The sequence below is a fragment of the Nesterenkonia salmonea genome (genome assembly GCF_005771525.1).
GTDB lineage: Bacteria > Actinomycetota > Actinomycetes > Actinomycetales > Micrococcaceae > Nesterenkonia > Nesterenkonia salmonea.
The window spans coordinates 16,301-38,963 of the sequence record NZ_VAVZ01000025.1; the positions used below are offsets into that span (position 1 = coordinate 16,301).

General features: G+C 62.9%; 23 protein-coding genes. 4 read left to right on the plus strand and 19 right to left on the minus strand.

The features are described 5' to 3' along the window. The first annotated feature begins 15 nt into the window (after positions 1–15). Positions 16–510, plus strand: a complete 495-nt coding sequence (locus FEF26_RS09685; protein WP_138253335.1) for a MarR family winged helix-turn-helix transcriptional regulator — start codon at positions 16–18, stop codon at positions 508–510. On the opposite strand, the gene FEF26_RS09690 is transcribed toward FEF26_RS09685, so the two are convergent. From FEF26_RS09690 to FEF26_RS09715, 6 genes are all read right to left on the minus strand, one after another. Then, entirely contained in the window at positions 507–1,373 is an 867-nt protein-coding gene (locus FEF26_RS09690; RefSeq protein WP_138253336.1) for an SseB family protein, read from the minus strand. The two genes, FEF26_RS09685 and FEF26_RS09690, sit on opposite strands and share 4 nt — an antisense overlap. Before the next feature lie 11 nt (positions 1,374–1,384). After that, positions 1,385–2,131 (minus strand): bifunctional 1-(5-phosphoribosyl)-5-((5-phosphoribosylamino)methylideneamino)imidazole-4-carboxamide isomerase/phosphoribosylanthranilate isomerase PriA, encoded by a 747-nt coding sequence (gene priA / locus FEF26_RS09695; RefSeq protein ID WP_208012889.1) that lies wholly within the window; start codon positions 2,129–2,131, stop codon positions 1,385–1,387. Between the two features lie 38 nt (positions 2,132–2,169). Continuing rightward, positions 2,170–2,811 (minus strand): imidazole glycerol phosphate synthase subunit HisH, encoded by a 642-nt coding sequence (hisH, locus tag FEF26_RS09700; RefSeq protein ID WP_138253338.1) that lies wholly within the window; start codon positions 2,809–2,811, stop codon positions 2,170–2,172. Next, positions 2,808–3,440, minus strand: coding sequence for an imidazoleglycerol-phosphate dehydratase HisB (gene hisB, locus FEF26_RS09705; protein WP_138253339.1), 633 nt, complete (start codon positions 3,438–3,440; stop codon positions 2,808–2,810). Before hisB ends, hisH begins: the two co-directional genes overlap by 4 nt. A 12-nt stretch (positions 3,441–3,452) precedes the next feature. Next, positions 3,453–4,562, minus strand: a complete 1,110-nt coding sequence (locus tag FEF26_RS09710; protein ID WP_424991734.1) for a histidinol-phosphate transaminase — start codon at positions 4,560–4,562, stop codon at positions 3,453–3,455. Between the two features lie 80 nt (positions 4,563–4,642). After that, positions 4,643–5,008 (minus strand): LysM peptidoglycan-binding domain-containing protein, encoded by a 366-nt coding sequence (locus FEF26_RS09715; protein WP_138253341.1) that lies wholly within the window; start codon positions 5,006–5,008, stop codon positions 4,643–4,645. 208 nt (positions 5,009–5,216) lie between these two features. Between FEF26_RS09715 and lexA the strand changes: the two genes are divergently transcribed. Continuing rightward, entirely contained in the window at positions 5,217–5,939 is a 723-nt protein-coding gene (gene lexA, locus FEF26_RS09720; protein ID WP_138253342.1) for a transcriptional repressor LexA, read from the plus strand. Here the strand turns inward: lexA and FEF26_RS09725 are convergent. Both FEF26_RS09725 and hflX read right to left on the minus strand, forming a co-directional pair. After that, the gene (locus tag FEF26_RS09725) at positions 5,926–7,953 is read right to left on the minus strand and encodes an ATP-dependent DNA helicase (RefSeq protein ID WP_243730512.1); all 2,028 of its coding nucleotides are present in this window, start codon (positions 7,951–7,953) and stop codon (positions 5,926–5,928) included. The genes lexA and FEF26_RS09725 overlap by 14 nt on opposite strands. Before the next feature lie 3 nt (positions 7,954–7,956). Continuing rightward, a complete protein-coding gene (hflX, locus tag FEF26_RS09730) occupies positions 7,957–9,522 on the minus strand; it encodes a GTPase HflX (protein WP_138253343.1) in 1,566 nt (521 codons plus the stop codon). Between the two features lie 212 nt (positions 9,523–9,734). On the opposite strand from hflX, the gene FEF26_RS09735 reads away from it, so the two are divergent. Further along, positions 9,735–10,358, plus strand: coding sequence for a class I SAM-dependent methyltransferase (locus FEF26_RS09735; protein ID WP_138253344.1), 624 nt, complete (start codon positions 9,735–9,737; stop codon positions 10,356–10,358). Next, a complete protein-coding gene (locus tag FEF26_RS09740) occupies positions 10,355–11,725 on the plus strand; it encodes a folylpolyglutamate synthase/dihydrofolate synthase family protein (protein WP_138253345.1) in 1,371 nt (456 codons plus the stop codon). The genes FEF26_RS09735 and FEF26_RS09740 overlap by 4 nt, the downstream gene beginning before the upstream one ends. Here the strand turns inward: FEF26_RS09740 and dapF are convergent. From dapF to FEF26_RS09795, 11 genes are all read right to left on the minus strand, one after another. After that, entirely contained in the window at positions 11,709–12,626 is a 918-nt protein-coding gene (gene dapF / locus FEF26_RS09745) for a diaminopimelate epimerase (RefSeq protein ID WP_138253346.1), read from the minus strand. The two genes, FEF26_RS09740 and dapF, sit on opposite strands and share 17 nt — an antisense overlap. A gap of 8 nt (positions 12,627–12,634) precedes the next feature. Continuing rightward, positions 12,635–13,552 carry a tRNA (adenosine(37)-N6)-dimethylallyltransferase MiaA gene (miaA, locus tag FEF26_RS09750; RefSeq protein ID WP_138253347.1) on the minus strand — a complete coding sequence of 306 codons (918 nt, stop codon included), beginning with the start codon at positions 13,550–13,552 and terminating at the stop codon, positions 12,635–12,637. A 4-nt stretch (positions 13,553–13,556) separates the two neighbouring features. Beyond that, positions 13,557–15,074, minus strand: a complete 1,518-nt coding sequence (gene miaB, locus FEF26_RS09755; RefSeq protein ID WP_138253348.1) for a tRNA (N6-isopentenyl adenosine(37)-C2)-methylthiotransferase MiaB — start codon at positions 15,072–15,074, stop codon at positions 13,557–13,559. A 90-nt stretch (positions 15,075–15,164) separates the two neighbouring features. Next, positions 15,165–15,809, minus strand: a complete 645-nt coding sequence (locus tag FEF26_RS09760; protein ID WP_138253349.1) for a regulatory protein RecX — start codon at positions 15,807–15,809, stop codon at positions 15,165–15,167. A 6-nt stretch (positions 15,810–15,815) separates the two neighbouring features. Then, positions 15,816–16,850 (minus strand): recombinase RecA, encoded by a 1,035-nt coding sequence (recA, locus tag FEF26_RS09765; protein ID WP_138253350.1) that lies wholly within the window; start codon positions 16,848–16,850, stop codon positions 15,816–15,818. Between the two features lie 200 nt (positions 16,851–17,050). Continuing rightward, entirely contained in the window at positions 17,051–17,269 is a 219-nt protein-coding gene (locus FEF26_RS09770; protein WP_138253351.1) for a DUF3046 domain-containing protein, read from the minus strand. Between the two features lie 5 nt (positions 17,270–17,274). Further along, positions 17,275–17,772, minus strand: coding sequence for a MarR family winged helix-turn-helix transcriptional regulator (locus FEF26_RS09775; protein ID WP_138253352.1), 498 nt, complete (start codon positions 17,770–17,772; stop codon positions 17,275–17,277). Between the two features lie 75 nt (positions 17,773–17,847). Continuing rightward, positions 17,848–18,249 carry a helix-turn-helix domain-containing protein gene (locus FEF26_RS09780; RefSeq protein ID WP_138253353.1) on the minus strand — a complete coding sequence of 134 codons (402 nt, stop codon included), beginning with the start codon at positions 18,247–18,249 and terminating at the stop codon, positions 17,848–17,850. A 95-nt stretch (positions 18,250–18,344) separates the two neighbouring features. Further along, the gene (locus FEF26_RS09785; RefSeq protein ID WP_138253354.1) at positions 18,345–18,956 is read right to left on the minus strand and encodes a CinA family protein; all 612 of its coding nucleotides are present in this window, start codon (positions 18,954–18,956) and stop codon (positions 18,345–18,347) included. After that, the gene (gene pgsA, locus FEF26_RS09790) at positions 18,956–19,576 is read right to left on the minus strand and encodes a CDP-diacylglycerol--glycerol-3-phosphate 3-phosphatidyltransferase (RefSeq protein WP_138253355.1); all 621 of its coding nucleotides are present in this window, start codon (positions 19,574–19,576) and stop codon (positions 18,956–18,958) included. Before pgsA ends, FEF26_RS09785 begins: the two co-directional genes overlap by 1 nt. A gap of 58 nt (positions 19,577–19,634) precedes the next feature. Next, positions 19,635–22,622 (minus strand): FtsK/SpoIIIE family DNA translocase, encoded by a 2,988-nt coding sequence (locus tag FEF26_RS09795; protein ID WP_138253356.1) that lies wholly within the window; start codon positions 22,620–22,622, stop codon positions 19,635–19,637. Between the last annotated feature and the right edge of the window lie 41 nt (positions 22,623–22,663).

Here is a 22,663-nt window from a genome sequence, read left to right on the forward strand (position 1 = left end):
CGGTAGTATGTGTGGGTGACCCCTGAGCCGTTCGCATCCCGAGAGCGTGACCTGACCGGCTTTTCGCCGAAGGCAAGAGCTTGGCGTGCGTTCTTCGAGACCTCGGCGTTGATCAGCGACCGGATGGAAAAGCGCCTGCACGCGGTGACTGGGTTGAAGCTCGCTGAGTACAACATTCTGCTGCTCCTGGCCGAGGCTGAGGAACACCAACTGCGCATGGGCCAGTTGGCCGAACAGATGGTGTTCTCCCCCTCGCGTCTGTCCTACCAGGTGAAATCCTTGGCGAGCCGAGGCTTGATTGATCGCTGCACTGATGAGAACGACAAGCGTGGCATGACGGCTCGGCTCACTCCAGAGGGTGAAAAAGTCTTCTCCGCCGCCTCACGGGTCCACGCCCAGCACATCAAACAGCTGTTCCATCCTGCTTTGGATGACGCTCAGGCCACAGAGCTTCAGGTGATCTGCGAACAGATCTACCGCACCGCTCAACAGGCTGACGAACCCTGCTAGGACTGGTCAGCCGCTCGGATCACCTGCACGGAATCTGCACGCTCACGCAGCAGATCAATATCTTCGATCGCTGCTTGGACCGCAGCCAAGGCCAGGCGAACCCCCACCGCATCAGTTCCAGGCTCGACGACGACGCCGATGCTCAACTCTGGCCCGGCACCTCCCCCGATCACTGCGCTTCCGTCTGCGGCAGCGCTCATGATGCCCTGGCCGGGACTGAGCCGCAGCCCCGTCACCCCTGGGCACATGTCTGGAAGCTCCGCGAGAGCCTGAGCTAACTCCTGGTCCTGGTAGCTCGGCGTCCAGCGCCGGCCCCTTGCCAGCGCCTCTACCGCGGGTCCGCGAACCACAAATGTCAGGATTGGGCTGCCCGGATCCAGCACGACAAGCTGGGCACCTTCGGCTAGGGCTGCGAGCATCACCCGCTCGGCCTCGGCTGCGACAGGTCTCGCCTGCGGATGCCAAGCGGTCAGCTCCTCAACTGAGGTGAAGACCGGCATCGCGGACCGGCCGTCTGAGGCGGTCAAGGTCACGAGGGAAATGTCAGCTTCTTTATCGCCCTGCTCGGCGTCGCCGTGACCTGTGGCGATCACCGGGGCGAAGACCCGCTGCCCTGCCAGGGCATTGACGAACCCAGGTTCATCGGTGTCTCCGGCGAGCAGGCGGCGTCGTGCTTCACCGAGTGCTGCTGCGATGAGCCCGTCGTCTCCGTCGAAGGTGTGCAGCGGGTTGCCCTCCCCGGAGAGGTCGCGCCCTGACCAGGGTGTGCCGGCTGAGTCGGCAGGCTGCCCATCAGGGCTGCGTTGCTGACGATCCAGCAGCGCGGAGATATGCGCCGGTAAGTGTTTGGGGCCGTGGGTCACAGGTTCCTCGTTCAGCGAGATTCGGCTGCGACCTTCAGCGCCTCAGGGAGAGTGAACTTTCCGGCGTAGAGCGCCTTGCCCATGATGGCACCTTCGACTCCGGAGGAGACCATGCCCGCCAGTGCGGCGATGTCTTCAAGGCTGGAGATTCCACCGGATGCAACGACGGGACGGTTGGTCTTTGCTGCGACCTGCGCCAGAAGTTCGGTGTTGGGACCGCGGAGGGTGCCGTCTTTGGTGACGTCGGTGACCACGTAGCGGGGGCAGCCGGCATCTTCCAGGCGGGCTAGGACGTCCCAGAGGTTGCCACCTTCTTTGGTCCAACCGCGTGCGGCCAAGGTTTCACCACGGACGTCAAGACCCACGGCGATCGCTTCACCGTGGCGTTGGATGGCGCGGGCGGTCCATTCCGGGTCCTCGAGGGCTGCGGTGCCCAGGTTGACCCGGGTAGCGCCCATCTCCAGGGCGCGGTCGAGGGATTCGTCATCCCGGATGCCCCCGGAGAGTTCGATCTTGATGGTCATCTGCTCCACCACGCGCTTCAGGATGTCGCGGTTGTGTCCACGGCCGAATGCTGCATCGAGGTCCACCAGGTGAATCCACTCAGCGCCCTGATCCTGCCATGCCTGGGCTGCTTCGACTGGGCCTCCGTAGCCGGTTTCCGATCCGGCTTCACCTTGGACGAGCCGGACCGCTTGGCCGTCGGCTACGTCCACGGCAGGCAGCAGCTCCAGGGCGGCGGTGGCGGGCGTGGGCACAGTGGGGTGAGTCATTGCGGGGGTTTCTCCTGAGAGGGTCAGAGTGAGGTGATCCAGTTGTGCAGCAGCTGCATGCCGGCGTCGCCGGACTTCTCCGGGTGGAACTGGGTGGCGGTCAGTGGGCCGTTTTCCACGGCGGCGATGAAATCAGCGCCGTGGTGCGACCAGGTGACCTTGGGCGGGGCGATGGCGCCGATGCTCTGGTCGAAGTCCCAGGACTGCACGGCGTAGGAATGCACAAAGTAGAAACGCTGGTCCTCGATACCTCTGAATAGCGTGCTTCCTTCAGGGGGCTGAACAGTATTCCAGCCCATATGTGGGACGACGACGTCACTGGGCAGAGCTGTCACCTCACCGGGCCATTCCGCCATACCTCCTGCGGAGATTCCGTGTTCCACACCGCGGTCGAAGAGCACCTGATGTCCTACGCAGATGCCGAGCACCGGGCGTCCACCGGCGATGCGCCGGCCGATCCACCGGGGAGCCTCAATAGCGTTGAGCGCGTCCATAACAGCGGCGAACGCGCCGACTCCGGGGACGACGAGCCCATCGGCGTTGAGAACGGTGTCCACATCTTGGGTGAGTTCCACATCTGCCCCGGCGCGTTCCAGGGCGCGCACCGCAGAGTGCACATTCCCTGATCCGTAGTCCAGGACCGCAACTGAAGGCCTGCCGGTCACAGGGCACCCTTGGTGGAGGGGATCTCATCTGTGCGTGGGTCAGACTCCACGGCCGCTCTCAGGGCGCGGGCGAAAGCTTTGAACTGGGCCTCCACAATGTGGTGCGGGTCCCGGCCGGAGAGCACCCGCATATGCAGGCAGATGCCGGAGTGGTAGGTGATGGCCTCAAAGACGTGCCGGGTCATAGAACCGGTGAAGTGGCCGCCGATGAGGTGATACTGCTGGCCTTCCGGTTCTCCGGTGTGGACCAGATAAGGCCGGCCTGAGACGTCGACGGTTGCCTCAGCCAGGGCCTCGTCGAGGGGAATGGAAGCGTAGCCGAACCTGCGGATGCCGCGCTTATCACCCAGTGCTGTGCGGAGCACCTCCCCGAGGACGATCGCGGTGTCTTCCACGGTGTGGTGGACATCAATATGTGTGTCCCCTTGGGCCTCCACAGTGAGGTCGATCAGCGAATGCTTGGCGAGTGCGGTGAGCATGTGGTCGAAGAACGGCACAGTGGTGGAGATATTGGAGGTGCCGGTTCCGTCGAGATCCAGTTTCACGCTGACGTGAGACTCACTGGTGGTGCGCTGCATGTGCGCGGCCCGTGAGGGGGTTCCGCGGCCGGAGATGAGTTCAGCTGACATAAGGAGTCAATCCTAACCGTTGAGGTAGCTGCGCATGGAGTTCAGGAAGTCTGTGGTCTCCGGCTCGGTTCCTGCCGTGACCCTGAGATGGCCGGTGATCGCCGCTTCCCGGATGAGGATGCCATCATCGAGCAAGTGCTGCCATGCGGCGTGGGCATCCTGAAGACCGCCGAAGAGTACGAAGTTCGCATCCGAAGGGTAGGGGTTGAGCCCCATATCGTTGAGCTCAGAGACGAGCCGGTCTCGCTGGACCTTGATGCGCTGCACATTGGCCATCAGGGTTTCGGCGTGGTCCAGGGCGGCCGTTGCCGCAGCCTGGGTGATGGCGGACAGATGATAGGGCAGTCGAACCAGGCGGAGCGCATCTGTCACTGCCGGTGCCGCAGCGAGGTAGCCGAGCCGCCCTCCTGCCAGGGCGAAAGCTTTGGACATTGTCCGCGTGACAATGAGTCGCGGCCGTCCGGGCAGCATTGTCAGCGCGGAGCGGGTTCCGGGCTGACGGAACTCGCCGTAGGCTTCATCGACAACCACCATGGTGTCCGATTCGAGCGCAGCGTCATAAGCTGCTTCGACGACGTCGAGGCTCAGAGATGTACCGGTGGGGTTATTGGGCGAACAGAGGATGACCACGTGGGGCCGGTCTTCTCTGATCTGCGCGGCGACATCATCGGGTTCCTGCGTGAAATCCGCGCTTCGGGTTCCCGCGATGTAGTCGCTGTAAACCCCTCGGGCGTAGAGCGGGTACATCGAATAGGTGGGAGGGAAAGACATCACAGAGCGCCCTGGCCCCGCGAAAGCCTGCAGAATGTGCTGCATGACCTCATTGGAGCCATTGCCCGCCCATATCTGGTCGGCGTTGAGCTCGGCTCCGGACTCACCGGTGAGGTACGCCGCTAGCTTCTGGCGCAGAACGGTGAACTCTCGGTCAGGATAGCGATTGAGAGTTGCTGCTGCAGCTCGGACCTCTTTGGCGATTGCATCCACCACATCGGGAGGAACGTCATAGGTAGTCTCATTGACGTTGAGCATCGTTCGTACAGGCAATTGCGGTGCGCCGTACGGCTCTTGGTCTCTGAGTTCGTCCCGCAGCGGAAGGTCAGCCAGTCGAGGTTCAGTCACCAGTCCATGGTAGTCGCCCACTCCTGCGTTGGGATGGGCTCAGCACGGCCTGTCTCACCCAGCGAAAAGCAGCGCGGCCTCAACTAGTCAACGGGAACGTAGAGCTCTTGGCCCGGAGCAAGCTGAGAGGAGTCGAGGTCGTTCAACTCGGCAATCTGCGTGATCAGTTGCTGCACGTCAGTGCCGCTCTCTGCCGATGACGCGATCGACCAGAGTGTGTCACCTTCTGACACGGTGATGACTTCAGCTTCGAGGCCGGCATCGGAATCAGTGCTCGCTTGCGCCTGATTGAACAACGCGGCTGCGGCGAAGACGGCTGCGACCAGCAGGGCCGCGGCAAGTAGCATGGCGGGCACTCCGAGCAGCAGAACGCGACCGCGCCGGGTAAGTGCGGGCACCTGTGATTTCCGGTGGATGCGAATCACGTCAGAGTTCGCGGTGGCAGTCATGGGGAAGTTCCTCCTTATTCGAACCTGTGTTCTATGTATAGCACATATATTCGAACCTTTTCCAGGACACGCATCCAAATCTATGGAAACTATGTGCGATCTGGACTATCCTGAGCGTGAAGTTCGAATTGACATTCGACAACGTCGGTGTCGTGGTCCATCACACCAGGAGGGTCGGACATGGTTTCGACCCGGCGAGGAGAACCCCATGAGCGCAGGCGACGAGAAAGACACACCCAAGCCGCTGACGGAACGGCAGAGGCGGATTGTGGACATGATCCAGACGTCACTGTGTGAGCGCAGCTACCCGCCGTCAATGCGTGAAATTGGCGACGCTGTCGGCCTGGCCTCGCTCTCCTCCGTCACTCATCAGCTCGCTCGGCTGCAGGACCTGGGCTATCTGCGGCGCGATCCAGGTAAACCACGTGCCATGGAGGTCATGCGTGATTCCTCCGGTCGTCTGCTGACAGAGGCTCTCAGCGCTGAGGAACCTGCTGACACCCCCAGGGACTCCACGGTGGTCGACCTGGACTCCTACCGAACTGAGAGTGATTCCCGCACTGCAGATGTTCCAGTTGTGGGTCGTATTGCCGCCGGTGGCCCGATTCTCGCTGAGCAGCATCTTGAAGATGTGATGCCGCTTCCTCGACAGCTCACCGGTGAAGGCGATCTGTTCATGCTTCAGGTGCGCGGTGATTCCATGATCGATGCCGGCATTTTCGAAGACGACTGGGTCGTGGTGCGCCGCCAGCAGGATGCGGACAACGGGGACATTGTGGCAGCCCTTCTGGATGACGAGGCCACAGTCAAAGTGCTACGGCGACGGGACGGACACCAGTGGCTGCTGCCTCAGAATCGACTTTACGAGCCTATCCTGGGTGATGAGGCCAGCATTATGGGCAAAGTCGTGACAGTGCTCAGGAGTCTCTGAGCCGGGTCAAGGCGTGACGGGCGACGTCGCCATTGGCTGTGGCCCAGAAATTCGGCATGGACTTCTTGAGGAAAGACCCATACCGCGCGTTGGCAAGCCGGGAGTCCAAAATGGCCAGGACTCCCCTGTCCTCGGTGGTTCGGATAAGTCTCCCGGCGCCCTGACTGAGCCGTATGGCGGCATGGGTGGCGGCTACCTGCATGAACCCGTTGCCGCCAGCTTTGGCCACCTCTTGGCTGCGTGCATTGTTCAGCGGATCGTCCGGTCGCGGGAACGGGATACGGTCAATGGCCACCAGTCGGCATGATCTGCCGGGAACATCCACGCCCTGCCAGAGGCTCATGGTTCCGAACAGGCACGTCTGCTCATCTTCGGCGAACTCCCGCACCAGGGCTGACATGGTCGAATCGCCCTGGCACAGAATGGGTACGTCCAGCGTTTTCCGCAGATCCTCCGCTGCCTGCTCAGCAGCCCGGCGGGAGGAGAACAGCGCCAGAGCGGCACCTCCAGAAGCCTCAATGAGCCCGGCGAGCTCCTCACGCTGAGCATCCTGAGATTTCATCGATGGGGCAGGTAGATGCTTGGCCACGTACAGCATGCCTTGACGCGGATAGTCGAATGGGCTTCCCACATCGACTCCATCCCACTGAGGGGCCCCGGCGCCCAGCAGTCCTAGGGAGCCTGCCACGGGGTCGAAACTCTCACCGATGGTGAGGGTAGCCGACGTCAGCACCACAGTGCGGGTGCCGAACAACCCTTCGCCCAGGCGGCCAGCGACCGATGTGGGAGCGACGAACAGCAACGGCGGTTCGGTCACATCTGCTTGCTGATACCCCTGGCCCGGTGTGAAGGTTCCGGGCCTTGAAACCCAGACCACGTCGGTGGTGTGGCTGCTGGAGAGCATACGCTCTGTGACATCGAAGACTGCCTGAAGCCGGGAGCGTGCGTTGGTACGGCCAGGATCCGCGTCAGCGTCACCGGAGGGTTTGGAGTCGGCTAACGCCGTTCGTGCGGCATTGCGGGCCGATTCCACAGCATTGGCCTGCTGCTCGTTCAGCCCGCGGGCCAGGAGTCCGTCCTCCACACCTCCGAATGCGGCTTCTACTGCCACGGCGGCGGCTTGCAGACCGTCAACGTTGATGGCGGTGTAACGGCGTGCTGAGCTCGCTGCAGCCTGGATCATCTGGGCGGACAGCTGGACGGTCACAGCGGAGGTCACTCGGTCGGTCAGTTCATGAGCTTCGTCAATGATCACCGCCGCATGTTCCGGGAGCACATCCAAACCCTCGAAGGCGTCGATGGCGAGCATGGCGTGGTTGGTGATGACCAGGTCAGCCTCCTGGGCGTCTTTCCTGGCCAGTTCAGAGAAGCACTCTTCGAACATGGAGCATTTCCGGCCCAAGCAGTCCACCGCGTTGACCGAGACCTGCCGCCAGGCTTTGTCCGTGACGCCGCTGGGCAGATCGTCGCGGTCGCCGGTGTCGGTGGTGTCCGCCCATTCGCGCAGCATCACCACTTCTTTGCCCAGCTTGGAGGTCGGCTCGTAGGTGGTCACACCGCCGGTGGGCTCCACGGCGGCGGCGAAGAGCGCTTCCTGGTCCTCGTCGTCGTCCGGGAAACCCCCAGCAAGCTTCTGCTTGCAGAGGTAGTTCGACCTGCCTTTGACCAGTGCGATCTGCGCCGGCCGGGGTAGCTCATCCTGGATGCTCTCCAGAAGTCGTGGAAGGTCCCGGCCCATGATCTGCGCCTGCAGGGCAAGGGTCGCTGTGGAGACGAGGACCGGTTTACCGGTGGACACTGCGTGATGAAGCGCGGGAATCAGATAGGCCAGGGATTTCCCGGTACCTGTTCCAGCCTGGACCAGTAGGTGCTTCCCGTTGCGCAACGAGTCAGCCACACGGCGGGTCATTTCCACCTGGCCGGACCGCCGGCTGCCGTTGAAGGATGCGACTGCACTGTCCAGCAGACGCTCTGCTGCCTGCGGATGCGAAGTCGCGGTACTCCCCTGCGTCACAGGCTAGGACTCTACCTGGAATTGCTGCAGCTCTGCGGCGAGGGTTGGCCTGACCCGCACCGAGAGCCGGGTCCCGGCTTCCTCATATGTTGAGGAGAGGATTTCCGCATCTTCTGCGTGGAGCCGAGAGACGATCTCACCGTGATCGTAGGGCACCAGCAGTTCCATCTCCGTGTTGGGACGCGGTATCGCGGCGCTGATGCGCTCTTTGAGTTCCGCGATCCCCTCCCCGGTATGCGCAGAGACGACGGAAACATGAGGCTCACGCCGCATGATCCGGTCGATGACGTGGTCTTCGGCGGCGTCGGCCTTATTCAGCACGATGATCTCGTCCACCTGATGCGCATCGACGTCGGCGAGCACGGTGCGCACCGCGGCGATCTGTCCTTCCGGCTCCGGGTGGGAAGCATCCACAACATGCAGAATCAGGTCAGCGTCGGCGACCTCCTCCAGCGTGGACCGGAAGGCTTCCACCAGCTGTGTGGGCAGCTGCCGGACGAATCCGACCGTGTCGGAGAGCGTGTAGCCGATGCCGTCAGGGGTGACTGCTTTGCGGGTGGTGGGGTCCAGGGTGGCGAACAGCGCGTTCTCCACCAGCACACCGGCGTCGGTGAGCCGATTGAGCAAGCTGGATTTGCCGGCGTTGGTGTACCCGGCGATCGCCACACTGGGGACTGCGTTGCGCTTGCGGTTCGCGCGCTTGGCCTCCCGTGCTGGTTTCATGGCAGCGATCTGTTTGCGCAGCTTGGCCATCCGCGTGTTGATGCGGCGTCGGTCCAGTTCGATCTTGGTCTCACCTGGCCCGCGGGAGCCCATACCTGCCCCGGCACCGCCGACCTGTCCACCTGCCTGGCGCGACATGGACTCACCCCAACCGCGAAGGCGCGGAAGCAGGTACTCCAGCTGGGCGAGCTCCACCTGAGCTTTGCCCTCCCGGGACTTGGCGTGCTGGGCGAAGATGTCCAGAATCAGACCAGTGCGGTCGATGACCTTGACCTTGACGATGTCCTCCAGGCCTCGGCGCTGGGAGGGTGCGAGTTCGGAGTCCACCACGACCGTATCGGCTCCGAGCTCTGCGACAGCCTCTTTGATCTCGATGGCTTTGCCGGAGCCGAAGAAGGTACCGGGATCCGGGGTGGAACGGCGCTGCAGAAAACCGTCGAGCACGGTCGAACCTGCTGTGGCGGCCAGGGCGGCGAGTTCGCGCAGTGAGTACTCAGCCTCGGCCGCGGAACCGCCGGACCAGAGTCCTGCCAGGACCACCCGTTCCAGGCGAAGCTGGCGGTACTCAACCTCAGTGACGTCGTCCAGCTCCGTTGAGAGCCCTTCTACTCGGCGGAGGTTGCGGCGCTCGAACAGATCGTACTGGTCACCGTCGTGGTCGGTGTGAGTGTCACCGCCGGAGAGCTCCCGGGCCTGGTCTCCGAGGATTCTGCTGCGGCGCTGTGGTTCTTCCACAGTGGGAAAGTCCTCATCTGCGGACTTCGCCGCATCATCGGCTGCGAGGATGCGGGCGATGGTGTCATCGATCGAGGATGAGGACTCGGGGGTATTTTTGTGTTCAGTCATGAATTCCTTGCCCGTACTGCCAGGGTGACTCGGGCGTCGTCGCACCCGTGGGTGTCATCCCCTGCGCGGGACTTGTGTAGGTCTTGGATTCGGACATGCTCAACCGGGACCGCAACGGGTCATCCGGGAGCTGGCGTGTGCTGTTCAGGCTGCTGAACGAGGCCGTGCGTGCTGGGTAAGACGAATCCACATACGTACTACCCTATCAAGTGATGAATTCTGCGCACTATTTCAGTTCTCCTGCGGGTCCCTTCGAGCGCCGCCGTATTGAGGTGACGCTGGCCGGCAGGCGGTTCACTGCGAGCACTGCCGGTGGGATCTTCTCCCCTGACGGTGTGGACAGGGGCACCGAGATTCTGCTGCGGGAGGTCCCTGCCCCGGCAGCGTCAGGCCGTGTGCTGGACATCGGTTGCGGCTGGGGGCCCATCGCGCTGACCCAGGCGATGCTGGCGCCTGACGCCGAGGTGTGGGCTGTGGACGTCAACGAACGCGCCCGCACGCTGTGTGCGGAGAACGCCGCAGAGCTGGGACTGAGCAACATCAGTGTCTGCGCTCCCGAAGAGGTGCCCTCCGGTCTGCGGTTCGCCACCATTTGGTCTAACCCGCCTATCAGGATCGGGAAGCCTGCTCTGCACCAGTTGCTGCAGTTGTGGCTTCCGCGGCTCGATGACGGTGGCGAGGCGTATCTGGTCGTGCAGAAGAACCTAGGCGCAGACTCGCTGTTGACCTGGTTGAAGTCCATGCTCGCTGCGGTGGGGGACGACTTCACAGTCGAACGTGTCACAAGTGTCAAGGGCTTCCGCATTATTCGGGTCCGCCGCGGACTCCAGCTGTGACCGAGAACGACGACGCCGCACTGGCCTTACTGCCCATAGCGGAATATGAAGAGCAGGTCGTGTTCGCGGAGTGGCGCGAGCTGCGCCAGGTGAGCTCTCGCTCCCTGCCCCGGATGCGGGCGCTGATGGAGCTGTTGGACTACTGCCCTGCAGAAGCTGCACACCGCACCGTGGGCGTGGTCGGGTCCAAGGGCAAGGGGACCGCAACTGCCTACGCATCGGCTGCTGCCAGCAGTGGTGGTAGTCGGGTGGTGACGGTGATGAGCCCTGGGGTGCTGTCCAATGCCGACAGGATCCGTGTTGCCGGCACGGCGGCGAGTGAGGACCTCCGGCGCCGCGCTTTGGAGAGGATCTGCGCAGCCCGGCTGCAGCTGCCCCCGGCCACGGAGAGTTCTGGGTACCTCGCTCCTACGGGGTTGTTTCTGCTCATGGGGTTCTTAGTGGCCCGCGAAGTCCGCGCGGATGTGGTGGTGGCGGAAGCTGGTATTGGCGGCGCCTCGGATGACCTGTCGCATTGGCCGTTGGATGGGGTGATCGTCACAGGGATTTTTGGTGAGCACCTGGACCTGTTGGGTCCTGCTGTGGAGGATGTCGCACGGGATAAGTCGGCGGTCATTACTGCCCGGACCCAGTGGGTCGTGACTTGTCCGCAGACACCATCAGTGCAGGCGATCCTCCAGGCGCGCTGCCAGCAGATCGGGGCTCAGCTGGTGACGCCGGAGGCGGCGCGGGAACGGTGGATCGACCAGGCGGTGTCCCACCTGCCGGTAGGTTTCGCGCAGGAGAACGCGGCTGCGGGTGTCATTGCTGGTGTGACGATCTCGACGAGCCCACTCACTGACACGCACGTGAGCAAACTCTCCGCTGTGACACGGTCTGTGCGGTATCCGGGCCGCTTATCGGTGCATGAGGTTCCCGCTGGCGCTGGAGCTTCTTCGGTGGGCACCGGCCGACGCTGTGTGGTGGATTCGGCAGTCTCACGCACCGGGCTGCGGGCTGCGCTGAGCTGTGCAGAGGACCAGTTCGGCGGCGCAGGTCAGGTGCTGGTGTGTCTGCCGCCCTCGAAGGATGTGGCGGGGTTTGTCGCGGAGCTCGATGGTTTTTCCGGGCCGAAGGTGTTTGTTGAGATGCCAGGCGCCTATGTCGGCACCCCAGAACGTTCGGAATGGCCGGCTGGCTCAGGGTGGGAATGGGTCCGGCTGGATGATTTAGGTGGTCAAGAAGTGCATCAGGCGCAGGGCTCGGCCCAGTTGCTGGATTTGCTTCACCGCGCTGATTCACTGGCTGTGGGCACAGTGCTGTTCACCTCATTGACGTTGCGCACTGTGGGCGCTGATGCTGCGCAATTGTTTACTGTTTCAGGCTGATGTCACCGGAGTAGACGAGCACTGCTGGTCCTGCGAGTTCGACGTCCTCTGCTCCGTCTGTGCGGGCGGTGAAGCGGACGGTGACTTCGCCTCCCGGCACGGTGACTGTCCAGGTGTCCACTGCGTCGGCACCGGCCCAGACTCGAACGGCCGCGGCGGCGGCGCAGGTTCCGGTTCCGCAGGAGAGCGTCTCTCCGACGCCGCGCTCATGGACGCGCATCTGGACTCGTCCCTGGTTGTTCTCCACGAGCGGGTCTGCTGGCACTACGAATTCCACGTTGGTGCCGTGCGGAGGGGTAGGGTCCACGATGGGTGCGTAGTGCAGGTCCAGTTTCTCCAGGGTGGCTTCATCTGGCAGGGCCACCACAGTGTGCGGGTTGCCCATGGAGATGCTGAGGGCTGGACGTGGGTCTGTGAGCCCAGTGGCTCGTACGAGGGAGTCGGAGGCGGATTCTGAAGCCATCTCCGGGTCAATGAAGGACCAGACACCCATCCCGACGGCGTAGCCTTCCTCCACTTTCCGCACTGTGCGGAGTCCAGCGCGGGTGAGCACCGGGATGCTCTCGCCCTCTGCGAGCTCAATGTGGTTCTCAGCCTCGAGGTAGTGGGCGAAGGCTCGCACCCCGTTTCCGCACATTTCCGCCTCGGAGCCGTCACCGTTGCGGTAGTCCATAAACCACAGGGGGATCTCATCGGTGCTGGTCAGCTCAGCTTCGGTGAGCGCCACTTGGCCGGGCGTGGACTTGTGTGCCGGCACGGCGCGGATGACGCCGTCAGCTCCTACTCCGAGGTGGCGGTCGCAGAGCCTGGAGACGTCTTTGGGTGAGAGCTCGATCTGGGCCTCCCGGTCGGAGACCATGACAAAGTCGTTACCGGTGGCCTGGGCCTTAGTGAAGCGCATACGAGTATTCAACCAGCCTGTCTGTGGATTGCTTCCATGGCACGGTCAGCAATGTGAGGATCCTGGGAGTCCAGCCAGGTCGTGCGTGGGTCCGCCCGGAACCAGGTTTCTTGCCGTCGGGCGAATTTTCTGGTGGCCACGATGGTGTCCTCCACGGCGTCTTCCTCAGTCTGTGTTCCGTCGATGACCCGCAGGAACTGTTGGTATCCGATGGCCGCACCGGCTGTCTTGCCGCCCCGCAACCCCTGGGCGTCGAGGTCCCGGACCTCTTCCAGCAGGCCGGAGTCGCGCATCAGTTGGACACGGACCGCGATCCGGTCGTGGAGCACGGAACGGTCCATCCGAAGCCCGAGCTGCACCACCGGGGTGAGGGTGGGTTCATGGACGCGTTGGGGCATGAAGGATGTAAAGGTGCGTCCAGTGAGCCGCACAACTTCCAGGGCGCGGACTAGTCGGCGTTCGTCTTTGATGACGGAGGCTGTTTCGGGGTCGGCCTCCCGCAGTTCCTCCCGCAGGGCTGCAGCGCCATCGGCGGTGAGCTGCGCTTGGATCTGCGCCCGTAGCTGTGGGTCCGTGGGTGGAAATTCGATGGTGTCGAGGGCGGCACGGATGTAGAGACCTGAGCCTCCGACCATGAGGGGGGTTCTACCGCGGCTTCGGATATCCGCGATGACTTCCCGTGCTGCGGATTGGTACCTGGCCACGGACGCGTCTTCGGTGACGTGGAGGACGTCCAACAGGTGGTGGGGTACGCCTTCTGCCTGTTCGGCCGTGATTTTGGCTGTGCCGATATTCATGCCCCGGTAGAGCTGCATGGAGTCGGCGTTGACCACCTCTGCATTGAGCCGCCGGGCAAGCTCTAAACTCAGACCTGTTTTGCCAGAGGCGGTGGCACCGACCACGGCGATGAGGGGCGCTTGCGTCACGGAATCAAGGTGCGGCACGCAGAACCGGCATGCCGAGCGAAACTGAGCCGGGCTTATCGGAGTCGATCTTGGTGGTGCCTACCCCGCAGGAGTCAGCCTGCCAGCGGTCCCAGGCGTCTCCGGCTGGTGACCGACGTATCCGGAAGTCGGATTGCGCAGGGTCGGAGAGCAGGTGGAAGCTTGCCGCGTGGGTAATGGGCACGGTGACGAAGTCCCCTGGACGTGGTGTAGGTGCGCCCTCAGGGACACTGAAGTGGACTAGGCGATTATCGGGTGCCCGACCGGACAGGCGGCCAGTTTCGTGCCCCTTGGAGCCGGTGTCAGCGGTGACGAGGAGTTCCTGGGTGGTGCCTTCCAGTGTGGCGTTTTCTTCAGCTGTGATGCGGTCCTGAAGTTCGAGCAACCGGACGAAGCGCTTTTGGACGATCTCTTTGGGGATCTGATCTTCCATGTCAGCGGCGGGTGTTCCGGGCCGGGGCGAGTACTGGAAGGTGTAGGCGCTGGCGAAGCGAGAGGCTTCCACGACGCGCATAGTGTCTTCGAAGTCCTCTTCGGTTTCACCGGGGAATCCGACGATGATGTCTGTGGTGACTGCCGCCTCCGGCATGCGTTCGCGGACCTTGTCGAGTATTCCCAGGAATTTCTTGCCGCGGTAGGAGCGCCGCATGGCTTTGAGGATTCGGTCTGAGCCGGACTGCAGTGGCATATGCAGCTGGGGCATGACGTTGGGGGTCTCTGCCATGGCGTCAATGACGTCGTCGGTGAAGCTGGCCGGGTGTGGGGAGGTGAAGCGGACCCTTTCGAGGCCGCGGATCTCGCCGCAGGCTCGAAGCAGTTTGGCGAAGGCCTGCCGGTCACCGAATTCCACTCCGTATGTGTTGACGTTCTGCCCCAAGAGGGTGACTTCCACGGCGCCGTCGTCGACCAGTGCTTGGACTTCCGCGAGCACGTCTCCGGGGCGTCGGTCGCGTTCTTTACCGCGCAGCGAGGGCACGATGCAGAAGGTGCAGGTGTTATTGCACCCCACTGAGATGGAGACCCACCCTGAGTGGACCGACTCCCGCTTGGTGGGCAGCGTTGAGGGAAAGGTTTCCAGCGCTTCGAGAATTTCGATGCTGGCTTCTTTATTGTGCCGTGAGCGTTCGAGCAGCGTGGGTAGGGACCCGATGTTGTGGGTTCCGAAGACCACGTCAACGAAAGGCGCGCGCTTGAGAACGGCGTCTTGGTCTTTCTGGGCGAGGCAGCCACCGACGGCGATCTGCATGCCGTGTTCTTCTTTAATCGGTTTGAGCTGACTGAGGTTTCCGTAGAGCCGGTTATCGGCGTTCTCCCGCACCGCGCAGGTGTTGAAGACCGTCAGGTCGGGCCTAGCACCCTCAGCCGCTTTGGTGTAGCCGGCTTCTTCAAGAAGCCCAGCAATCCGCTCAGAGTCGTGCACATTCATCTGGCAGCCATAGGTTCGCACCTGGTAGGTGCGCGTGGCGGCGAATGATTCGGTGCGGTCCAGGAGTGCTTCAGTCATGTCAGCTCAGTATAGTGTCGGGTGCGGTTGGGGTGCCGGCCAATTCTACCGCTCGGAACCAAGACTTTGACCAGCAGCGACATCTGAGCTTTAGGCGCTGCGAACTTCCATGGCCTCACGGACCAGTTGGAAGGCTGCGCCGGGGTTGTGCCCCCGGCGTCCGAGCATCCCCACGAGCCGACGTGTGATTTTCTCCCGCTCTTTCCGGTCTTCCTCGCCGTTGCCCACGGGGATGGTAACCCCGCGGAGCTTGTTCTCGATGAGCTCGCGGGCTGCGGCGTCCTCGTCCTCAACGGTGAGCTGGTCAAGGGCAGTCTCAATGGTCTCTTTGGCTATTCCCTTCTCCTGGAGCTCCCTGCGCAGGGCAGCCGAGCCCAGCCCTTTCATCTCATGACGAGTCCGGACCCAGGTGCGAGCGAATTCGGCATCGTCGATGAGTAGGACCTCCTCCATCCGGTCAAGGACGGAGGTGATCACCTCCTGGCTGAATTCTTTTTCCAGCAGCGCCTGAGTCAATTGGTGCCTGGACTTGGGAGATCCGGTGAGTTTGCGCAACACCGTGGCGCGGGCTTTGGTGTACTCGTCACCGGAGGGGCTGGCAGCCGAGCCGCCACCGCCGGGCTTCTCCGCAGAAGGTGATACCTCTGAGTTTCCTTCGAAGAGATCCGAGCGCAGTTCACCTGATTCGTATTTCTGCAGCGTTTCCCGCAGTGCGTCTACTTTGGGGTCGGCCATAGCGAATCAGAGCGCCTTGAGCTCCGGGGCGTCCTCTTCCGCCGCGGGGACCATACCGAGCTTCTGCTTGATGCGCAGCTCGATCTCATCAGCCAAGTCAGGGTTGTCCTTCAGGAAGGTTCGCGCCTTCTCCTTGCCCTGGCCGAGCTGGTCACCGTCATAGGTGAACCATGAACCGGATTTCTTGACCAGGCCGTTCTCCACGCCCACGTCAATGAGTCCGCCTTCACGGGAAATGCCCTCACCGTAGAGGATGTCGAATTCGGCCTGCTTGAATGGCGGTGCCATCTTGTTCTTGACGATTTTGGCGCGGGTCCGGTTACCGACCGCGTTGACGCCTTCCTTCAGCGTCTCAATGCGGCGGACATCGACTCTGATGGATGCGTAGAACTTCAGCGCCTTACCACCTGAGGTGGTCTCTGGGGAGCCGAAGAAGACCCCGACCTTCTCACGCAGCTGGTTGATGAAGACCGCAGTGGTCTTAGTCTGGGCGAGCCGGCCGGTGATCTTACGCAGTGCCTGGGACATCAGCCGGGCCTGCAGACCCACGTGAGAGTCGCCCATCTCACCCTCGATCTCCGCACGGGGCACCAGGGCTGCCACGGAGTCAATGACCACGATATCCAGTGAACCGGAGGAGATCAGCATGTCCATGATCTCCAGTGCCTGCTCACCGGTGTCCGGCTGGGAGACCAACAGTTCGTCGGTGTTGACGCCGAGCCGTTCGGCGTAAGCAGGGTCCAGGGCGTGCTCTGCGTCAATGAACGCTGCGATTCCGCCGGCCTTCTGCGCATTGGCCACCGCGTGCAGCGCCACAGTGGTCTTACCCGAGGACTCAGGGCCGTAGATCTCCACGACACGTCCGCGGGGGAACCCGCCAATCCCTAGGGCGGCGTCCATCGCAATGGAGGATGTAGGGATGGTCTCAATGGGCGTTCTGACTTCATCGCCCAGACGCATCACCGAACCCTTGCCGTACTGCTTGTCGATCTGAGCCAGTGCCGCTTCTAGGGCCTTTTGACGATCTGGGCTGGAAGCCATGATTCACCTCACGGAGAGTTGTTGTTCGTTGACATAGTCGAGACTAGGGGCAGCCCCGGACATGCGCTCGGTCGGTTGGTGACCTGTGCTGAGCTCGGCGTGTCTTCACCGCACACATCACGCCTGAGGAAAACTCTACGCAATGATCGAACACATATTCGATCAACACGCCGTGGGGAGTCCATCATCGCCCCGTCCTGCTATGGCTTGGGCGGGATGTCCCTGCCGAGCCGGCGCTCTTCCGGAACGTCCTGCTGGACACAGACTGCCTCCCACACCTCACGGGTGGATACGCCCGCACCGAGTGCCTCCTTGGCTGTGAGCTGGAAGGGGGTGATGACCAGCTGATCGGCCAAAACATGGGCGTAAGCCTTGCCGAACTCGTCTTCCATGAGCGCCCAGAAACGTGACTCGCGCATGGGTGCTATGCCACCTTGGGCTGGACAGCCGCAGCCGGGGCGCTGCCGGCGTCGTCGTATTCGGCGTATGTCTGGTTCATCTTTGCCAGGAGGCCGGAAAGCGTCATGATGTCTTCCTCTGACCACGGTTCGAGCATGTGCAGATACCGCTCGGAGCGTTCTTGCTGCGCGGCGTCAAGCCTGGAGCGTCCCTGTTCGGTCAGGGAGATCACCATGGCTCGGCCGTCGGCCGGATCAGCTTTCTTGGTGATGAAGCCCCGTTCAGCCAGGGTGGTGAGCTGGCGGGACAGTGTGGGTTTGCCGATCCCCAGATGTTTGGAGATGTCGGTCATCCGCTGGGCGCCCTCACGTTGGAGGGTGAAAAGGATGGAATAGGCTGCGGGCTCGATCTCGGGATCGATTGTCTTGGCCAGCTGAATGGCGTTGTGGCGCCGGCGCAGGAAAAGTCGGTGAAGTTCCTGCTGCAGCTCTTTGACGTGCGCGCGTCGATCCTCAGAAACCATGCAGCCAAGTCTAGCGGCAACGGTCACAGGCTTGCGGTCCGCAGGCTCGATGCCCGCGAACCAACAGAGACCTGATCAGTGGAGAAGCTCGAGCTCTCCGGTATCGAATTCACGCTGCAGCTCGGTGGGTACCGTGTCCGGCACCCTGAAGCCCTCAGCAGTGGCGATGCGCTCTGCGACCTGGAAGAGCATTGCCGCCAGTGGCACGTTCAGTGCTGTGCAGATGCTGGCGAGCAGTTCCGAGGACGCTTCTTTCTGGCCGCGTTCAACCTCTGACAGATATCCCAGGCTGACCCGGGCATCGTGAGAGACATCACGCAGAGTCCGGCCTTCAGACTGCCGGATGCTGCGCAGAACGTCACCAATTTCTTGACGCAGGACTACACCCTTGGCCTCGCGGGCCACTTCGGGTACGCCCTGAGTATCGGTGTCTTTCCACCGGGTGACACCGTTTACGGTGACTGGCTGTCTCACCATGAGAATCTCCCTCGCGTGTACTACTCTCGACTAGATCCAACTAGGCACACCCCCAATTTGTTCCCTCAGAGTAACCTCGCTCCCTGGGAAAGAGCTTATGCCTCGGGCAGACCCGCAGGTTCTGTGTGCAGCAAATCGCTGACCAGTTGCAGCGCAGCTTCTACGCTCGCCCAGCGGATTGCTTCCCGGTCACCATCGAGGTCTAGCAGCCTGAAACCCACCAGGGCACCGTCGGAGGGGGCAGCCTCATCTTGGGAGCAGTTCTCTGGGATGCGGAGCCCTAAGCGCTCGACGACGCCGGGGGCCACGTAGAAGCCCAAGTACACGGTCCCCACTGGTTTCCCCTGGTGGGGTTCGGGGCCGGCCACACCGGTGGTGGAGATTCCCAGCTCAGCGCCGCATGCCTGGGCGGCACCCTGGGCCATCTGTGCTGCCACGCCACCGTCAACGGCGCCGCGGGTCTCAAGAAGCTGAGCATCGACGCCGAGCACGTTCTCCTTGACCCCGTTGGAGTAGGACACCACTCCCCCGAGCAGTGCGACCGATGCGCCCGGGACATCAGCAATCCTGGAGGCCAGTGAGCCGGCGGTCAGTGACTCCCCTGTGGCGATGGTCAGCCCGCGGTGTCCTAGCCGCTGGACGATCTCCACCGGATCGGTGGACTTTTCAGCGCTCCGGGCCACTTTCTCCGCATCGCCATCCACCATCAGTGTCCACCTTTCGCAGCCCTGCGGATTCTTAGTGCTTGAACGACGTAGTCAACGCCAGTGATCACCGTGACCACCAGTGCGGCCATCATGATCCAGAACGCCACGTCTGCCAGCCAGCCAGCAATGACGGCCAGCGGAAGCAGCATCAGCTGCAGACCTGCAGTCTGCAGAACGGTTTTGAGTTTTCCGCCCCGCGATGCGGGCATCACTTGGGTGCGCAGCATGACCAGCCGCAGGACGGTGATACCGATTTCGCGCACCAGGATGAGGATCGTGACCAGCCAGGGCAGCTCGCCCAGCAGTGAGAGCATGACCAGGGCCGCGCCGATCAGGAGCTTGTCAGCGATGGGGTCCGCGATTTTGCCGAAGTCGGTGATGAGGTTTCGTTTACGCGCCAGGTCACCATCCACGGCGTCGGTGACCATCGCCACAAAGAAAACACCGGCAGCGGCCCAGCGCCAGCCGCCGTCTCCGGCTTCTAACGGCTGCAGTGACCCGCCGCCAGAGGGCCCGGCGTCAATGACCAGCAGGGCAATGAACACCGGCACCAGAATGATGCGCAACATGGTGAGCGCATTGGCGATGTTAAGCAGCGGAGCCTGGGCGTTGGCATTCATCCCAGTCAGAGTACTACCCACTGCGAGCTTCTACGACCGGCCCGGGCCCACGTGGCACTCACCGTCCGGTGAGCGCCCAAGCGTCCTCAGAACCCGTGGGGTTGTCTGATTCATCGTGGTAGTCGACCACTTCGCTGAGGTCACGGGTGCGCTCGGCCATATCGCGGGCGATGAGGTCCGAACCCCAGTCATCCTCCGCGTTCTCCTCCGCCACTGGCTCCGGTGAGGGTTCGGCAGCTGGGGCGTGACCATGACGCTCCACCGCTTCAGTCTGCGCGGTGGTGGGCACTGACTCTGCTGGTTCGACCTCGGCGGCTCCGTCGAAGGGCTGCGGGGCCTCGTCGTCGTTCGATTCCCCGTTGATGGCAGCCAGAACGTCTGCGAGTTCATCGGGTGCGACGAGCACATCGCGGGCCTTGGAGCCCTCTGAGGGGCCCACCACGCCACGGGACTCCATGAGGTCCATAATGCGCCCAGCCTTAGCGAAGCCCATCTTGAGCTTGCGCTGCAGCATAGAGGTGGAACCGAACTGGGTGGTGACCACCAGTTCAGTGGCAGCCAGCAGCAGATCGAGGTCTTCACCAATGTCATCGTCGATCTGGCGCTTCTTGGGCTCCATGGCCTTGACCGCGTCTTCACGGTACTGAGCCTTCAGCTGAGACTTCACATGGGCGACGACGGCCACGACCTCGGATTCGTTGACCCAGGCTCCCTGCACACGCATCGGCTTGGACTGGCCCATGGGCAGGAACAGGGCGTCACCCTGGCCCAGCAGTTTCTCTGCGCCGACGGAGTCCAGCACTACGCGGGAGTCCGTGGCGGAGCTGGTGGCGAATGCCATCCTGGAGGGCACATTGGCCTTGATCAGGCCGGTGACCACGTTCACTGACGGACGCTGTGTGGCCAGTACCAGGTGGATGCCGGCTGCGCGGGCCAGCTGGGTGATGCGGACGATGGAATCTTCCACATCTCGGGGAGCGACCATCATCAGATCGGCGAGCTCGTCGACGATCACCAGCAGGTAGGGGTAGGGGCGCAGTACGCGTTTGGAGTCCGGCGGCAGCACGATCTTGCCAGCGCGAACGGCAGCGTTGAACTCGTCGATCTTCTTGTACCCGAAGTGGGCGAGGTCGTCGTACCGGTTGTCCATCTCCTTGCAGACCCATTCGAGGGCCTCGGCGGCCTTCTTGGGGTCCGTGATGATGGGGGTCACCAGGTGCGGGATGCCTTCAAAGGCGGTGAGCTCCACCCGTTTGGGGTCCACCATGACCATGCGCACCTCGTCAGGGGTGGCGCGCATCAGCACAGAGGTGATCATGGAGTTGATGAAGGCGGACTTACCCGCACCGGTGGCACCAGCGACCAGCAGGTGGGGCATTTTGGCCAGGTTGGCGACCACAAAGCCGCCCTCCACGTCCTTGCCGACACCCATAACCATGGGGTGTTCCAGCTTCCGTGCGGCATTGGAGCGCAGCACATCACCCAGGGCGACGGCTTCTTTGTCCCGGTTGGGGATCTCGATGCCGATCGCTGACTTACCGGGGATGGGCGAGAGGATGCGCACCTCATTGGAGGCCACCGCATAGGCGATGTTCTTCTCCAAGTTGGTGACTTTCTCCACCTTGGTGCCCGGGGAGAGCTCAATCTCATAGCGCGTGACGGTGGGCCCGCGGGAGAACCCGGTGACCTCAGCGTCGACCTTGAACTGCTGGAAGGTGGCGTCCAGGGCTGCCACCATTTCCGCATTGGCTTCAGTGTTGTTCTTAGGCGGTGGCCCAGCCGGCAGCAGCGACTGCTCCGGCAGGGTGTAGGTGACATCTCCTGAGAGTTCGAGCTGTTCGCTCCGCACCGGCAGGTCCTTGGCCGGAGCGGGGGCTTCCGGCACGGAGGTGGCTTTCGGGGACGACGCCGTGGCTCTCCCGTTGGTGCCGGTGAACCCGGCTGCGCGCTTGGTGGCCTCGATTTCCTGCTGCTGCTTAGTGGGGCGCTTCTGCCCGGGCTTCAGCTGCGCTGACTCGTCCACCGGTTCCACGTGGACAGAGGAGTCGTAGGCTCCCTCCACTGCGGCAGCGGCGTCCACAGCCTCGGTGGCCGCGGTATCCGAGGATGAGCCGGCGGCGTCGTTGCCTGTGATCTTGGCGAAGAAGCTGGGGCGTTCTGTTGTGTTGTCGCCCTTCTTGCCTCGGCCTGATTTACGGGTCTTGGGGCGGGGAGCCTTGGAATCGGCGTCGTCGCCGTAATACTCAGCGTGCTGCTGCTGGGCGGCACCACCACTGGGCACCTCAGAGCGCTCCGCACGCGGGGTGGGTTCACCGATGATGTAGTCACGGGCTACGGCCAGCCGGTCGGGGATGCGGCGGACGGGGGTGTCGGTGAGCACCAGCAGGCCGACCACCAGCAGAACCGACAGCACGACCCATACGGGGTATTGGGTGACGAGGGAGGACATCGGGACGACCACCAAGTAGCCGAGAATTCCACCGGAGTTGATCATCTGATCGAACCCGCCAGCCTGCGACTGGTCGAAGATCTCATTGATGGTGGGGATGCCGGCGGCCAGATGCGACAGTCCGGCCGAGGCAGCCAGCACGATCGACAGGCCGATGGCGACGCGACCGTTGGCATCGTGCTGCTGCGGGGAGCGGAAGTAGCGGATGGCCGTGATGAACAGTGCCAGCGGCAGGATGACCGAGGCCCATCCGAAGGTCCCGGCAGTCACCCGGTGGACGATGTCAGGCAACCAGTGGTCCCAGTTGTGGGCACCCCACCAGTCGACGACGGCGGTGAGGGCGGCGAGGAGGAAGAACACCAGACCCGCGCCATCACGGCGATCATCGGGATGAATCTTCACCTGGGTGCCAATGCTACGCACAGCACCGCCGACTGGAGTGGACAGGGCCGTCCACAGGCCACGGGCAGCAATCACCAGCAGATTGCCGCGCTCCTGCTCATTGGAAGGGGTTTTCTTCGACGTCTGCGCGCGAGATCCGGAGGAAGTGGGCTTCTTCTTGCCGGACGACCGCGAGGGGGAAGTACGTGTCGCCATATGACCAACTTAGCCGCAGACATCCCAGTTGCCCCGCATTT